At 71.9% G+C, this 12,872-nt stretch carries 13 protein-coding genes and 1 pseudogene; 12 read left to right on the forward strand and 2 right to left on the reverse strand.

The annotated features are described in order from the left end of the window. Positions 1-67 precede the first annotated feature (67 nt). Positions 68-481 (forward strand): hypothetical protein, encoded by a 414-nt coding sequence (locus ABEB13_RS38780; RefSeq protein ID WP_345709303.1) that lies wholly within the window; start codon positions 68-70, stop codon positions 479-481. Between the two features lie 337 nt (positions 482-818). Here ABEB13_RS38780 and ABEB13_RS38790 read toward each other — a convergent pair whose 3' ends face one another. Then, the gene (locus tag ABEB13_RS38790; protein ID WP_345709304.1) at positions 819-1,436 is read right to left on the reverse strand and encodes a TetR/AcrR family transcriptional regulator; all 618 of its coding nucleotides are present in this window, start codon (positions 1,434-1,436) and stop codon (positions 819-821) included. A 140-nt stretch (positions 1,437-1,576) separates the two neighbouring features. On the opposite strand from ABEB13_RS38790, the gene ABEB13_RS38795 reads away from it, so the two are divergent. From ABEB13_RS38795 to ABEB13_RS38820, 6 genes and pseudogenes are all read left to right on the forward strand, one after another. Beyond that, a complete protein-coding gene (locus ABEB13_RS38795) occupies positions 1,577-2,035 on the forward strand; it encodes a DUF4345 domain-containing protein (RefSeq protein ID WP_345709305.1) in 459 nt (152 codons plus the stop codon). Between the two features lie 230 nt (positions 2,036-2,265). Further along, positions 2,266-2,856, forward strand: a complete 591-nt coding sequence (locus ABEB13_RS38800) for a SigE family RNA polymerase sigma factor (protein ID WP_345709306.1) — start codon at positions 2,266-2,268, stop codon at positions 2,854-2,856. Then, a complete protein-coding gene (locus ABEB13_RS38805; protein WP_345709307.1) occupies positions 2,823-3,212 on the forward strand; it encodes a hypothetical protein in 390 nt (129 codons plus the stop codon). The genes ABEB13_RS38800 and ABEB13_RS38805 overlap by 34 nt, the downstream gene beginning before the upstream one ends. A 47-nt stretch (positions 3,213-3,259) precedes the next feature. Further along, positions 3,260-4,965, forward strand: a pseudogene (locus tag ABEB13_RS38810) (dolichyl-phosphate-mannose--protein mannosyltransferase). A gap of 128 nt (positions 4,966-5,093) precedes the next feature. Then, a complete protein-coding gene (locus ABEB13_RS38815; RefSeq protein WP_345709308.1) occupies positions 5,094-5,387 on the forward strand; it encodes a TMEM175 family protein in 294 nt (97 codons plus the stop codon). A gap of 5 nt (positions 5,388-5,392) precedes the next feature. Continuing rightward, the gene (locus tag ABEB13_RS38820; protein ID WP_345709309.1) at positions 5,393-5,737 is read left to right on the forward strand and encodes a hypothetical protein; all 345 of its coding nucleotides are present in this window, start codon (positions 5,393-5,395) and stop codon (positions 5,735-5,737) included. A 121-nt stretch (positions 5,738-5,858) separates the two neighbouring features. On the opposite strand, the gene ABEB13_RS38825 is transcribed toward ABEB13_RS38820, so the two are convergent. Then, a complete protein-coding gene (locus ABEB13_RS38825) occupies positions 5,859-6,857 on the reverse strand; it encodes an ROK family protein (RefSeq protein ID WP_345709310.1) in 999 nt (332 codons plus the stop codon). A 337-nt stretch (positions 6,858-7,194) separates the two neighbouring features. On the opposite strand from ABEB13_RS38825, the gene ABEB13_RS38830 reads away from it, so the two are divergent. The 5 genes from ABEB13_RS38830 (at position 7,195) to manA (ending at position 12,851) form a co-directional block, all read left to right on the forward strand. After that, the gene (locus tag ABEB13_RS38830) at positions 7,195-8,511 is read left to right on the forward strand and encodes an ABC transporter substrate-binding protein (protein ID WP_345709311.1); all 1,317 of its coding nucleotides are present in this window, start codon (positions 7,195-7,197) and stop codon (positions 8,509-8,511) included. A 101-nt stretch (positions 8,512-8,612) separates the two neighbouring features. Continuing rightward, entirely contained in the window at positions 8,613-9,575 is a 963-nt protein-coding gene (locus ABEB13_RS38835; RefSeq protein WP_345709312.1) for a carbohydrate ABC transporter permease, read from the forward strand. Next, positions 9,572-10,447, forward strand: a complete 876-nt coding sequence (locus ABEB13_RS38840; RefSeq protein ID WP_345709313.1) for a carbohydrate ABC transporter permease — start codon at positions 9,572-9,574, stop codon at positions 10,445-10,447. Before ABEB13_RS38835 ends, ABEB13_RS38840 begins: the two co-directional genes overlap by 4 nt. A gap of 67 nt (positions 10,448-10,514) precedes the next feature. After that, complete coding sequence (locus tag ABEB13_RS38845; protein WP_345709314.1) at positions 10,515-11,546, forward strand: LacI family DNA-binding transcriptional regulator; 1,032 nt, start codon at positions 10,515-10,517, stop codon at positions 11,544-11,546. Positions 11,547-11,636: 90 nt separating this feature from the next. Next, positions 11,637-12,851, forward strand: coding sequence for a mannose-6-phosphate isomerase, class I (gene manA, locus ABEB13_RS38850; protein ID WP_345709315.1), 1,215 nt, complete (start codon positions 11,637-11,639; stop codon positions 12,849-12,851). The last annotated feature ends 21 nt before the right edge of the window (positions 12,852-12,872 follow it).

Below are 12,872 nucleotides of genomic sequence, written 5' to 3' on the forward strand. Positions count from 1 at the left end.
CCCCATGATCACGGGGGCCGCCATTCGTCGTGTTCACGACGTTCCCTCGCGTTCGACTGGAGAAGACATGTCCACGTTCAAGCGCATCGCCGTGACCGCCGCGGCCGCCGCCGCCCTCACTCTCGGCATAGCCAACCCCGCCTCCGCGCTCGAGATCAACGACTTCGTGGGGTCGGCCGACACCTGTGGCTATGTGGGTTTCACGACCAACGGCGACACCTTCCGCTTCCTGGACGCCTGTTCGGACGGCCGTGGCGTCCGCCTGCAGTACACGGCCCCCACCAAGGGTCTCGCCAGCACCAGTGACGCCAAGACCACGAAGGACTACACCGGCGGGTACACCGGCATCGACTGGGGCAACGCGTACGTCTACGACAAGGACTTCGCCGAGGGTGCCTGCTTCTACTTCCGGGTGGGCCTGGAGAAGGGCGGCTCCTACATCTCCGGCTCCTACGGCTCCTGGCGGCTTGCCTGCGCCTGAGCGGTCGCAACTCCCGGGCCGCGCCGCCTCCTGGGCTCCGGTGCGGAATTCGGGATTGAGGTGCATCAGGCCGTGACGCGGTGATGTGCTGGGGCTGCCCGTCGACGTCGCGAGAGTCGGCGGGCAGCCCGCTTGGCGGGTGCGGCGTGGCCACGCGGGCCACCCGCGCCCTGTGTGAACAGGCCTTCCGTCCCCTCGGCATCGACTGCGTCGAGGTTGTCCCCGACCCGGCCGACCGTGCGAGCGGCGCCGTCCCGGCCCGGCTCGGGTTCACACCGAACACCTCCGCCGCCCTGCCCAGCGCCGTGCCCCTGCCGACACCGGCAGGAGCCCCTGCTCAGGCGGGGCCTTCCGGTGCGGGCTCGATCGGGGTCGGGAGCAGGGGGCGCAGGGCGCCGAGGACGGCGCCGACGCAGACGTCGCGAAGTTCGGTGCGGGTGCAGCTCTCCTGGGTGAGCCAGTCGACGACGAGGACCTGGACGAAGACCAGCCAGCTGCGCAGTACGGCGGAGACCGCGTTGCGGGTGCCGTCGTCGACGGGTGGGAGGGCGGCGAGCAGACGGCCGCGGAGGGCGTCGAGTTCGCCCGTCACGATTGTCTGGATGACCGGGTCGCCGGCGAGGACGCGGTTCGCGGTGATCACGGCGTTGCGGTTGGCGATGAAGTAGTCCAGGTGCACGTCCATGCCCTGGACGAGTTGGTCGAGCAGGGAGTCGGCCGGGTCGAGGCGCGTCTCCGCCAGCAGCCGGTCCGCCGCCTCCTGGTACACCGCGGCGAAGAGCGCGTGCTTGCTGGGGAAGTGACGGTAGAGCAGGGCTCGGGAGACCCCGGCGCGCCGGGCGACGTCCTCCATCAGCACGGACTCGTAGGGGTACTCGGCGAAGAACTGCGCTCCGACGGAGAGGAGTTGGGCTCGACGTTCGGCCGGGCCGAGGCGCTTGCGAGGTGGTGGCACGCGGTCAGCTTACTTGACACGCGTCTACTTGAGGCGCCTACTCTGATGCCAGGGCTAGTAGATGTCTGTCAACTTGTGCGGTGGACGCCGGACGGCGGAAGACGGAAGACAGACGACAGAAGACGGGGTGGTGGTGGGTCATGGCCAGAACTCTCCGAGTGCTCTTATGGCTCATGGGGTGGTCCTGCGTGGCGATCGGGCTGTTCCATTTCGCCCTGGGCAATGCGGCGATCCCCGGTGCTGCGCACGCCGGGACGACGATCGACAGCTGGGGACGCTTCATGGGTGCGAGCTTCGCCGGCTACGGCCTGGCCTGGCTCTGGGCGGCTCGGCAGCGGCCCGTCCCGGCCGCAGCGGTCCGCGTGCTCGCCGGCGTTTTCTTCCTGGGCGGCCTCGGGCGACTGCTCTCGCTGGGGTTGCACGGCTGGCCGCAGTGGTTCCAGGTTGTGCTCGCGGTGATCGAACTGGGCCTGCCGCCGGTCTACTTCTGGCTCGCGGACGCGGACCGGCGTGCCTTCGACACGGCGGAGTCGGGGGCGGGCGTGCCGTACGAGGCCGGGGTGCCGGATGGGCGGTCCGTGCCCAACGGTCCGAGGTGACGCGGCCGGTGGGCAGGCCGGGGCTGCCGAACCGGATGCTGTGATCCACGCCACACGCCGGGGGTGCATAGCGGAGTGGGGCCCGAGGCCTTTGTAGAGGGTGCAGGGGCGTATCCGCGGCCCTGCGGCGGTGTGCGCAGCCGATGGCGCGCCCGATGACGCGCCCGATGGCCGGCCGATCACGAGGCCGATGTCGCGGGCGATCCTCGGCGAGAGGGCAAAGGAGCGGGGTGCCAGGGCAGTTGCGGGCCGACAGGTTCGACGGGTTCGACGGGTTCGTGACGGCCCGGTGGTCGGCGTTGCTGCACCTGGCCCGCTTGCTCACCGGTGGCGATCGGCACCGGGCCGAGGACCTGCTGCAGGAGGCGCTGGTCAAGCTCTGGTTCGTCTGGCCGAGGGTGGCCGGGCAGGCGCCGGAGGCCTACGTGCGCAAGGTCCTGGTGCGGGCGGCGGCCCGGTCGGCGCGGCGCCGTTGGTGGGGCGAGCACCCGGTCGAGCGGCTGCCCGACCCGCCCGGAGCGGCGGACGAGAGCGCGGCCGTGGACGAACGGACGCGGCTGGAGGGCGTGTTGGCGTTGCTGCCGGCGCGGCAGCGGGCCGCGGTGGTGCTGCGCTACTACCAGGATCTGCCCGAACGTCAGGTCGCGGAGGTGCTCGGATGCCCGGTCGGTACGGCCCGTTCGCTGACGGCGCGTGGCGTCGCGCGGCTGCGGCAGCTCCTGGCCGAGCCGGCAGAGCCGTCCCAGGGAGCGGAGCAGGGAGCCTCGCAGGAAGGAAAGGGGGAGCGATGGATCACTTCGAGCGGGAGCTCGCACGGCTGATGCGTGCCGGCGAGGAGGACACACCGTACGGGACCGGGGACCGGCAGCGGCTGCGGGCGGGGGTCCGCTCCCGGCAACGGGCCCGCCGGGCCTGGGTGGTGACGGGGTCGGTGCTGACCGTCGCCGGGCTCGGAATCGGGCTGACCTTCCTGGCCGGCGCCGTTGCCGCGGGCGGGCCCACCGGGCCAAGGCCGCGCCCGGTCACCTCGGCGGCCTCCGCCCCGGCACCGTCGACGGCGATGGACGACCGGGCACCGGCGACGGTCCGTCCCGCCTCCACCACCGAGGGGGCGCCGATGCCGGGACGTCATGCCGCACCGGAGCCCGCCGCCACGAGCAGAAGGCCCGCCACGTGATCCGTGAGGACGCGCCCGCCGTCGGTGACGCGCCCGCCCGCGTCGACATGCCCGCCCCCGTCGACGCGCCGCCGAAGGCGGCGGGCCGCCGTGCGATCTCCTGGGCCCGGCAGTTGCGCGACTTCGGGTACGGCGGGCCCCCGCACCCGTCCGTGCACGACCGCCTGGTCGTGCCGTTCCCCGCACCCGGCACCCGGGTGTGGCGCGCACTCGGGCTGCCGCCGGCAGCGGCGTACCGCCTGGCCCGCTGGTCGGGATGGGGCGGGCCGCTGCTGGTGGCGCTCCTCGCAGGACTGCCCCGCTTCTGGCGTCTGGGCAGCCCGCGGGCGGTCGTGTTCGACGAGACCTACTACGCCAAGGACGCCTGGTCCCTGCTGCAGCACGGCTACGAGACCGGCTGGCCGGACCGCCTGGTCTCCGACCCGCAGATCCTCGCCCGCCCCCAGGGGATCCCGCTCTCCGACACCGGCGCCTTCGTCGCGCACCCGCCGACGGGCAAGTGGGTGATCGCCCTCGGCGAGTGGATGTTCGGCCTCCACCCGTTCGGCTGGCGCTTCATGACGGCGGCCCTGGGCACGCTCTCGGTGCTGATGCTGTGCCGGACGGGACGCCGCCTGTTCCGTTCGACACTGCTGGGCTGCGTGGCCGGGGCGCTGCTGGCCATGGACGGCCTGCATCTGGTGATGAGCCGTACCGCGCTGCTCGACCTCGTCGTCATGGTCTTCGCGCTGGCGGCGTTCGGCTGCCTGCTCATCGACCGGGACCGTGCGCGGGCCCGGCTCGCGGCAGCGCTTCCGGTCGACGAGGAGGGCCGGGCACGACCGGACGGACGGACCGGCGACCGCGCCGGGACAGGGGCACGCCCCTGGCGGCTCGCCGCCGGCCTCTTCCTCGGGCTGTCGGCCTCGACCAAGTGGAACGGCCTCTACTTCCTCGCCTTCTTCATCGTCCTCACCCTGCTGTGGGACGTCGGCGCCCGCCGGGTGGCGGGAGCGCACCGCCCGTACCTCGCCGTCCTGCGCCGGGACGGCCGATCGGTGCTGGCCCTCGTCCCGGTCGCCGGCCTGACCTACCTGGCGACCTGGACCGGCTGGTTCCTGTCCGACGGTGGCTACGGACGCCACTGGGCGGACGGCCGCGACAGCGCCTGGCCCTGGATCCCGGCCGCGCTCCGCAGCCTGTGGCACTACGAGGCCGAGGTCTACCGGTTCAACGTCGGGCTGCACACCCCCACCCGTACGAGTCGAACCCCTGGAGCTGGCTCGTCCTCGGCCGGCCCGTGCTGTTCCATTACGCGTTCCCGCAGGTGGGGACGGACGGCTGCCGTGCGGCGGCCGGGTGCACCCAGACCGTCCTCGCCCTGGGCACGCCGCTCCTGTGGTGGTCGGCATGCTGCGCCCTGGTGTACCTGCTCCACCGGTGGGCGCTGCGCCGCGACTGGCGCGCCGGTGCCGTCCTGTGCGCGGTGGGTGCCGGGTACCTGCCCTGGTTCCTGTACCAGGACCGGACGATCTTCTCCTTCTACGCCGTCGTGTTCGCGCCCTACCTGTGCCTGGCCGTGACGATGACGCTGGCAGCGCTGCTGGGACCGCCGGGTTCGGCCGAGGGACGCCGCCTGCGCGGAGTGGCGGCCGCCGCCCTGGTGGTGCTGCTCATCGCCTGGAACTTCCTCTATTTCCTGCCGATCTACACCGGGCAGACGATCCCGTACGCCTCCTGGCGGGCCAGGCTGTGGTTGACCACGTGGTTCTGAGCCGGCCCGCCGTCACCTGCGGACCTCCGCCCGGACACCCGGCACGAGACCCCACCCGCGCGCGTGTCGCAGCGCCCGTGGCGGCCGGTCCTGCGGTGACGATGGGTGGGACGGGCGAGGAGGCTGCGGTGCGGGCGAGGAAGCTGCGGAGATACGAGGAACGTGCCACCGACCGGATGATCTTCTTCTCCGACGCCGTGGTGGCGATCGCCATCACCCTGCTCGCCCTCGAACTGCCGGTGCCCGAGGGGCGGACGGTCGCGGAGTTCGGATCGGCGGTCGGCGACGACCTCGACCACTACCTGGCCTTCCTGATCAGCTTCGCCGTGATCGGCGCCGCCTGGGGCCAGCACAACGGGTCTTCCGCTGGACCGAACGCACCGACGCGGTCCTGCGCCTGCTCAACTCGTGGTGGCTGCTGACCATCGTGCTCAACCCGTTCGCCACGAAGCTCCTCACGACCGAGGGTGACGACACGGACACCGTGGGCCTGCGTTTCGGCTTCTACGCCCTGCTGCAGTGCCTGGCGCACGGGTCGGTGATCGCCATGGAGCGCCGGATGACCTCGCGGCACATGCGCGACCCGGACATCCCCGCCAGGCTGGTCGCGGCGGGGGACCCGGTGCTGTACGGGATGATGCTCGGCTTCGGACTGTCCGTCCCCGTCTTCTTCCTCACCACGTACGGCTGGATCCTCTGGATCGTGTGCCCGGTGGCGGCCGGGCAGTTGTCCCGGTTCCGGGCCGGCTCGGCTACGACGGCTGACGGCTGACGGCCGACCGGGACGGGGCCGCGCCGGAGGTCCGGTGACGGGATGGCCCCGCGTCGCAGCTCCGGTGACGGGACGGCCCCGCGCCGGAGGCCCGATCGGCCGCGCAACGAGGTCGGCTCGTTCAGGTGGTCGCCGGGGCAGCCGCACGGAGGGCGGGCCGGGCGAGGGCGGCGGCGCCGATGAGGCCGGCGTCCGTCCCGAGCTGTGCGGGGACGACGAGGGTGTGGGCGGCGAAGGGGAGGGCCGCGTAGGCGTCGAGGTGTCGGCGCAGCGGGCCGAGCAGCAGCTCGCCCGCCTTGGCGACGCCGCCGCCGATGACCGCGGCCTCGATCTCGACGAGGGTGGCGGTGGCGGCGATCCCGGCGGCGAGGGCCCGGGCGGCGCGGTCGAAGGCGTGCAGGGCGAGCGGGTCTCCGGCCAGGGCCGATTCCGCCACGGCCGTGGCGGAGCCGTCGCCGTTCGCGGGCTGCCAGCCGGCTTCGGCGGCCGTGCGGGCGATGGCGGTGCCGCTGGCGAGGCCTTCCAGGCAGCCCCGTGAGCCGCAGGGGCACGGCCGGCCGGTGAAGTCGACGCTGATGTGGCCGAGGTGGCCGGCGTTGCCGGTCCGGCCGGTGTGCAGGCGCCCGTCGATGATCAGGCCGGCGCCGACGCCGGTGGAGACGACCAGGCACAGCGCGTTGCGGTAGGGGCGGGCCGCTCCGCGCCAGTGCTCGGCCGCGGTCATGGCGATCGCGTCGCCGCCGAGGACCACCGGAAGCTCCCGCACGGCGGGGTGCGCGCCGACGCGTGCGCGCAGCGGGAAGGCGCGCCAGACAGGGATGTTCACGGGGCTGACGGTGCCGGCCTCGATGTCGACCGGCCCGGCGCTGCCGATGCCGACGGCGCGGACGGTGGCCCACAGCGGGTGGAGCGCGAGTTCGTCGAGGACGGCCTCGACGGCGGCCAGTACCGTGCGGGCGTCCTCGCGTGCGGGGGTGGGCCGCTGGACGTGATGCAGCAGAGTGCCGTCGGCGTCGACGAGGCCGCCGGCGATCTTCGTCCCGCCGATGTCCAGGGCCGCGAGCAGAGGCCGGGCAGAGGTGGGCAGCTCGTCGACCGCGATGGCCGTTTCGTAACTCATTGTGATGTCTCCGCTGGTGACCGCTGGGAGCCCCGCCGCGTTTCGGGCATGGCGCCGCCGGGCCGTTCCCGCCGATTCTCACGCGCTTGGACAACGTTGTCCAGGCCTTCCGGCGGGTGGCATCGCGGCGAGACTGAATCGACATGAAGTTAGGTAATGCTTTAGTAAATTAGGGCGTTTGAGTTAACAGAATGCCTGGATATCAATCTTGACCGGTCTATGGACAGGCCGGGACATGACGTCTACGTTAAGCGTCCAGTAGCCCGGGAGGCCGAATGCGGTGCCCCGGTTGCCGCTTCCCGATCTCCAAGACGATCAGTGCGAAGGACGAGCGAAGATGCGAAGAGGATGGGTGGCCGTCGCGGCCGCAACCATGGTTGTGCTCACAGCCTGTAGCAGTCAGGGCGGCGCAAGCTCGTCCTCGGCGGCCACCGCGGCCGCCGATCCGGCCAAGGTCGCGGGCAGCATCACCGTGCTGACCAACCGCACCGACCAGATCAAGGACGGCTCGCTGAAGAAGTACGCGGACGAGTTCGCCACGGTCTACCCGAACGTCAAGGTGAAGTTCGAGGGCCTCACCGACTACGAGGGTGAGACCAAGATCCGGATGAACACCGAGAACTACGGCGACGTCCTGCTGATCCCGGACAACGTGTCGATCACTCAGTACCCGACCTTCTTCGCGCCGTTGGGAGACTCCGGCGAGCTGTCGAAGACGTACAACTGGACGGACTACAGCACCGTCAAGGGCAAGGTCTACGGCCTCGCCAACTTCGGCACCGCCACCGGACTCGTCTACAACAAGGCCGTCTGGAAGCAGGCCGGCGTCACCGAGTGGCCGAAGAGCCCGCAGGAGTTCATCGACGACCTGAAGGCCATCAAGGCCAAGACCCAGGCGACCCCGTACTACACCAACTACAAGGACGCCTGGCCGCTCCAGAAGTGGACCGACAACATCGGCGGCCCCAGCTGCAACCAGAGCGGCAAGGACAAGCTGGCCACCACCGCCGAGCCGTGGGCCGCCGGCCAGGACCTGAACGCGATCGACGGACTGCTCTACACCACCGTCCACGAGAAGCTCAGCGAGGACGACCCGACCACCACCAACTGGGAGAAGTCCAAGACCCTGCTGGGCACCGGCAGGATCGGCACCATGCTGCTCGGCTCCTGGGCCGTCCCGCAGATGCAGGCCGCCGCCAAGGCCGCCGGAGGCAGCGCCGACGACATCGGCTTCATGCCGTTCCCGCAGGCCACCGGCGGCAAGCTCTGCACGGTCCTGCAGCCCGACTACAAGTACGCGGTCAACGTGCACTCCAAGAACAAGGAGGCCGCACGCGCCTGGATCGACTGGTACCTGAACAAGTCCGGCAGCGCCGCGGCCGAGCAGGCCGTCTCCTCGGTCAAGGGCTCCGCCCTGCCGGAGTCGCTGAAGCCGTTCGAGACCCAGGGCGTCACGCTGCTCCTCGGCCAGACCCAGGAGAACGCCGCCACCATCAGCAGGATCGACAAGGGCTCCGAGATCGGCCTGAACACCCCCGACTACCGGCAGAAGCTCGTCGACATCGCCCGCGGCGCCGCCACGGGCGACATGAACAGCTACTTCGCGGACCTGGACAAGAAGTGGTCCGCCGCACAGAAGACCGTCGCCGGCTGACGCACCCCGGACCAGCGGCGCGGTGACGCGCCCGCCACCTCCCCGACCGGCGGGCCCGGCCGCGCCGCTCTCCGGGCGCCACGCCCAACGAAGGAACGATGATGACTGCACTGCAGAAGGACAGGAAGCGGGGGCCCGCCCCGGCCCACGCCGCCCCGGCTGCACCGACGAAGAAGCCGGCCCTCCGCCGGCGGACCACCCGCAGGCACCGGTGGTTCACCCCCTGGCTCTACCTGCTGATCCCGCTCACCCTGCTGGTGGCCTTCACCTACCTGCCGATCCTCGACATGTTCGGCTACAGCGTCACCGACTGGGACGGCGTCAGCCCCACCAGCGAGAACGTCGGCGCCGCCAACTACACCGAACTGTTCACCCGGCCCGAGCTGTTCAAGGTCTTCCTGGTCAGCGGCGTCTACCTGGTGGCGTCCTTCGTGCAGATCGCGGCGGCCCTCTGGTTCGCGACCGTGCTGAGCTTCGACACCCGCTTCCGCAACCTGTTCAAGGGCATCCTCTTCTTTCCCTACCTGGTGAACGGCGTCGCGATCGGCTTCGTGTTCCTGTACTTCTTCCAGCCCGGCGGCACGCTGGACTCGCTGCTGAACCTCCTCGGCTACCACGGCAGGCTCATGTGGCTCGGTGACCCGGACCTGGTCAACAAGTCGCTCGCCGGTGTCTCGGTCTGGCGCTACATGGGGCTGAACATGGTGCTCTTCCTCGGCGCCATCCAGTCCATCCCGGGCCACCTCTACGAGGCGGCCTCACTGGACGGCGCGAACCGCTGGCAGCAGTTCCGGCACATCATCGCCCCCAGCATCAAGCCGATCATCAGCCTCAGCGTGATCCTCGCGATCTCCGGCTCGCTCGCCGTCTTCGAGATCCCGTACATCATGACCGGCGGCGCCAACGGCAGCCAGACGTTCGTCATCCAGACCGTCAACCTCGCCTTCAAGTTCGACAAGGTCGGGCTCGCCTCCGCCAGTGCCGTGGTGCTGCTGGCCCTCATCCTGCTCGTCACCTGGATCCAGCGCCGCCTGGTGCCGGAGGAGAGGGTGGAACTCTCGTGACCACTCCCGACCTTGCCGTCCCGGCCGGCCCCAGGGCCCCGCGCCGCCGGCGCCCCACCTTCGGCGGGACGGCCAAGTACGTCTCGCTGGTCGCCGCCAGCGCGATCGTCCTCGTCCCGCTCCTCGTGGTGCTCCTCACCTCGCTCAAGACCGAGCAGGAGGCCGCCACCACCGGGCCGCTCACCCCGCCCGGCAACTGGTTCAACTTCGCGAACTACCTGACGGCCTTCCAGGAGGGCCAGATGGTGCAGGCCTTCGTCAACACCACGATCATCCTCGGGGTGTCGACGACCGGCACCGTGCTCATCGGCTCGATGGCCGCCTACGCCATCGACCGGTTCGAGTTCCGGCTCAAGAAGCTCGTCATGAGCCTGTTCCTGGTCGCCACACTGGTGCCCGGCGTCACCACCCAGGTCGCCACCTTCCAGATCGTCAACGACCTCGGGGCGTTCAACACCCGCTGGGCGGCGATCCTGCTCTACCTCGGCACCGACATCGTCTCCATCTACGTCTTCCTGCAGTTCATCCGCTCCATCCCGATCTCCCTCGACGAGGCGGCCCGGCTGGACGGCGCGAACAGCTTCACCGTCTACTGGCGGATCATCCTGCCGATGCTCAAGCCCGCCATCGCCACCGTCGTGATCATCAAGGGGATCACCGTCTACAACGACTTCTACATCCCCTTCCTCTACATGCCCGACTCGGAACTCGGCACCGTCTCCACCGCCCTGTTCCGCTTCAAGGGGCCGTTCGGCGCCCACTGGGAGACCATCTCCGCCGGCACCGTGCTGGTCATCCTCCCGACCCTGGTGGTCTTCCTCGCCCTGCAGCGCTTCATCTACAGCGGCTTCGCCGCCGGCTCGACGAAGTGACCCGCCCGGCGCGGCACCGCACCCTGCGCCGCGGTGCCGCGCCCGGAACCCCGGAACGGAGCAGCGCGTGAGCGTCCGCACCACCGTCCGCGACGTCGCCTCCCGTGCCGGAGTTTCCCCCGCCGCCGTCTCGCTGGCCCTCAACGACCGGCCCGGCGTCGCCCCGCCCACCCGCGCACGGATCCTCGCCGCCGCGGCCGAACTCGGCTGGAGCCCGAGCCGCGCCGCCCGCACCCTGGCCCGCGCCACTCCCGACACCGGGGCCGTCGGCCTGGTCATCGCCCGCCCGGCCCGCCAACTCGGCCTCGAACCCTTCTACATGGAGTTCATCTCCGGCATCGAGAGCGTCCTCGCGGACCGCTCCGCCTCGCTGCTGCTGCGCCTCGTCCGCGACCGCGACCAGGAGACCGCCGTCCACCGCACCTGGTGGAAGGCCCGCCGCGTCGCCGGATCCGTCCTCGTCGACCTCACCGAGAACGACCCCCGCATCCCCGCCCTCGCACGCCTCGGCCTGCCCACCGTCGTCGCCGGACACCCCGGCCTCGCCGGCAGCGGCACCCACGCCGTGTGGACGGACGACGACGCCGCCATCGAGGAGGTCGTCCGCTACCTCGCCCTCCTCGGCCACCGGCGCATCGCCCGCGTCGGCGGCGACCCCACCCTCGGCCACACCGCCATCCGCACCCGTGCCCTGGCACGCATCACCGCCGAACTCGGACTCGAGGCCGCCCGCAGCCTGCCCACCGACTTCTCCGGGCAGGCCGGCGCCCGTGCCACCCGCGTCCTGCTGGCCTCCGCCCGGCGACCCACCGCGATCATCTACGACAACGACATCATGGCGGTCGCCGCCGTCGCCGTCGCCGCCGAGTTCGGCCTGGACGTCCCGCGCGACCTCAGCATCGTCGCCTGGGACGACTCCCAGCTGTGCCGCCTGACCCACCCCACCCTCACCGCGATGAGCCACGACGTCCACGGCTTCGGTGCCCAGGTCACCCGCAGCCTCTTCGACCTCATCGACCGCAGGCCCGCCCCGTCCGGGCCCGCACCGACCCCGGTCCTCGTCCCCCGCGGCAGCAGCGCGCCCCCCGCCGGGCCCTGAGCGCCGCGCACCGACCCCGGTCCGCCCCCGACTCCTCCTGAGGGTGAGGAGACACGGGGGCGGGCCGGACCACCGACCCCGGAGCACACCATGACCCAGCCGCCGACCGCGGGCCTGCTCACGAACGAGATCCGCCCCTACGCCTGGGGATCCACCACCGCCATCGCCCGGCTCACCGGGCGACGCCCCACCGGAGCACCCGAGGCCGAACTGTGGATGGGCGCCCACCCCCAGGCCCCGTCCCGGCTGGAGCGCGGCGGCGGTCCGCGACCCCTGACCGACGTCATCGCCCTCGACCCCGAGGCCGAACTCGGCGCGGACACCGCCCGGCGCTTCGGCCCCCGGCTGCCCTTCCTGCTCAAGATCCTCGCCGCCGAGCATGCCCTCTCCGTCCAGGTGCACCCCAGCGCCGCACAGGCGCGGGCCGGGCACAGCGCCGAACAGAGCGCCGGCATCCCCCTCGACGCACCCCACCGCCTCTACCCGGACCCGTACCACAAGCCCGAATTGCTCTGCGCACTCGACGACTTCGACGCGCTCTGCGGCTTCCGCGACCCCCTCGCCACCGGCGATCTCCTGACGCCCCTGCACGTCGCGGCCCTCGAACCGTGGCTTGCCGTGCTGCGCACCACGGAGCCCGCCACCGCGCTGCGCACCGTGCTCACCGACGCGCTCGGCCCCCGCCGCGCCCTCGGCGCCCGCGCCGCGACCGCCCTGGCCGACGTCCTGCCGCGGGCCGCCCGCGACGGCGGTCCGCACGCCCCGACCTACGCCGCGTACGCCGCCGTCGCGCGCGACCACCCCGGCGACCCCGGCCTGATCGCGGCCCTGCTGCTCAACCACGTCCGCCTGCGCCCCGGACAGGCGATCTTCCTGGACGCCCGCGTGCCGCACGCCTACCTGCGCGGCACCGGCGTCGAGATCATGGCCAACTCCGACAACGTGCTGCGGTGCGGTCTGACCCCCAAGCACGTCGACGTCGACGCCCTGGCCGCCGTCGTCGACTTCCACCCCGTCCGGCCCGCACTCGTCCGGCCCGTCCGCGGCGACGCGGGGGAGGTCCACTACCCCGCCCCCGCCGCCGAGTTCAGCCTCTCCCGGCTCGACCTCGACGGGGCCGCCGCCCTCGGCGGCGGCAGCCCGCAGATCCTGCTCTGCACGGCGGGCGCCGCCCGCCTCACCCAGCCGGCCGCGCCCGACCTCACCCTCCGGCAGGGCGACAGCGCCTTCGTCCCCGCGGCCACCCCCGCCCACCTCACCGGCACCGCCACGCTCTACCGCGCCCGCGTCCCCGCCACCCGCTGACCGGGCGCGTCCACCTGCCGC

The sequence above is a fragment of the Kitasatospora paranensis genome (assembly GCF_039544005.1).
Taxonomy (GTDB): domain Bacteria; phylum Actinomycetota; class Actinomycetes; order Streptomycetales; family Streptomycetaceae; genus Kitasatospora; species Kitasatospora paranensis.

Bases quoted from the DNA above. Each gene is read 5' to 3' on its own strand.
- ABEB13_RS38780 (WP_345709303.1), top strand. From the start codon at position 68: ATGTCCACGTTCAAGCGCATCGCCGTGACCGCCGCGGCCGCCGCCGCC.
- ABEB13_RS38795 (WP_345709305.1), top strand. From the start codon at position 1,577: ATGGCCAGAACTCTCCGAGTGCTCTTATGGCTCATGGGGTGGTCCTGC.
- ABEB13_RS38805 (WP_345709307.1), top strand. From the start codon at position 2,823: ATGGATCACTTCGAGCGGGAGCTCGCACGGCTGATGCGTGCCGGCGAG.
- ABEB13_RS38825 (WP_345709310.1), bottom strand. From the start codon at position 6,857: ATGAGTTACGAAACGGCCATCGCGGTCGACGAGCTGCCCACCTCTGCC.
- ABEB13_RS38830 (WP_345709311.1), top strand. From the start codon at position 7,195: ATGCGAAGAGGATGGGTGGCCGTCGCGGCCGCAACCATGGTTGTGCTC.
- ABEB13_RS38835 (WP_345709312.1), top strand. From the start codon at position 8,613: ATGACTGCACTGCAGAAGGACAGGAAGCGGGGGCCCGCCCCGGCCCAC.
- manA (WP_345709315.1), top strand. From the start codon at position 11,637: ATGACCCAGCCGCCGACCGCGGGCCTGCTCACGAACGAGATCCGCCCC.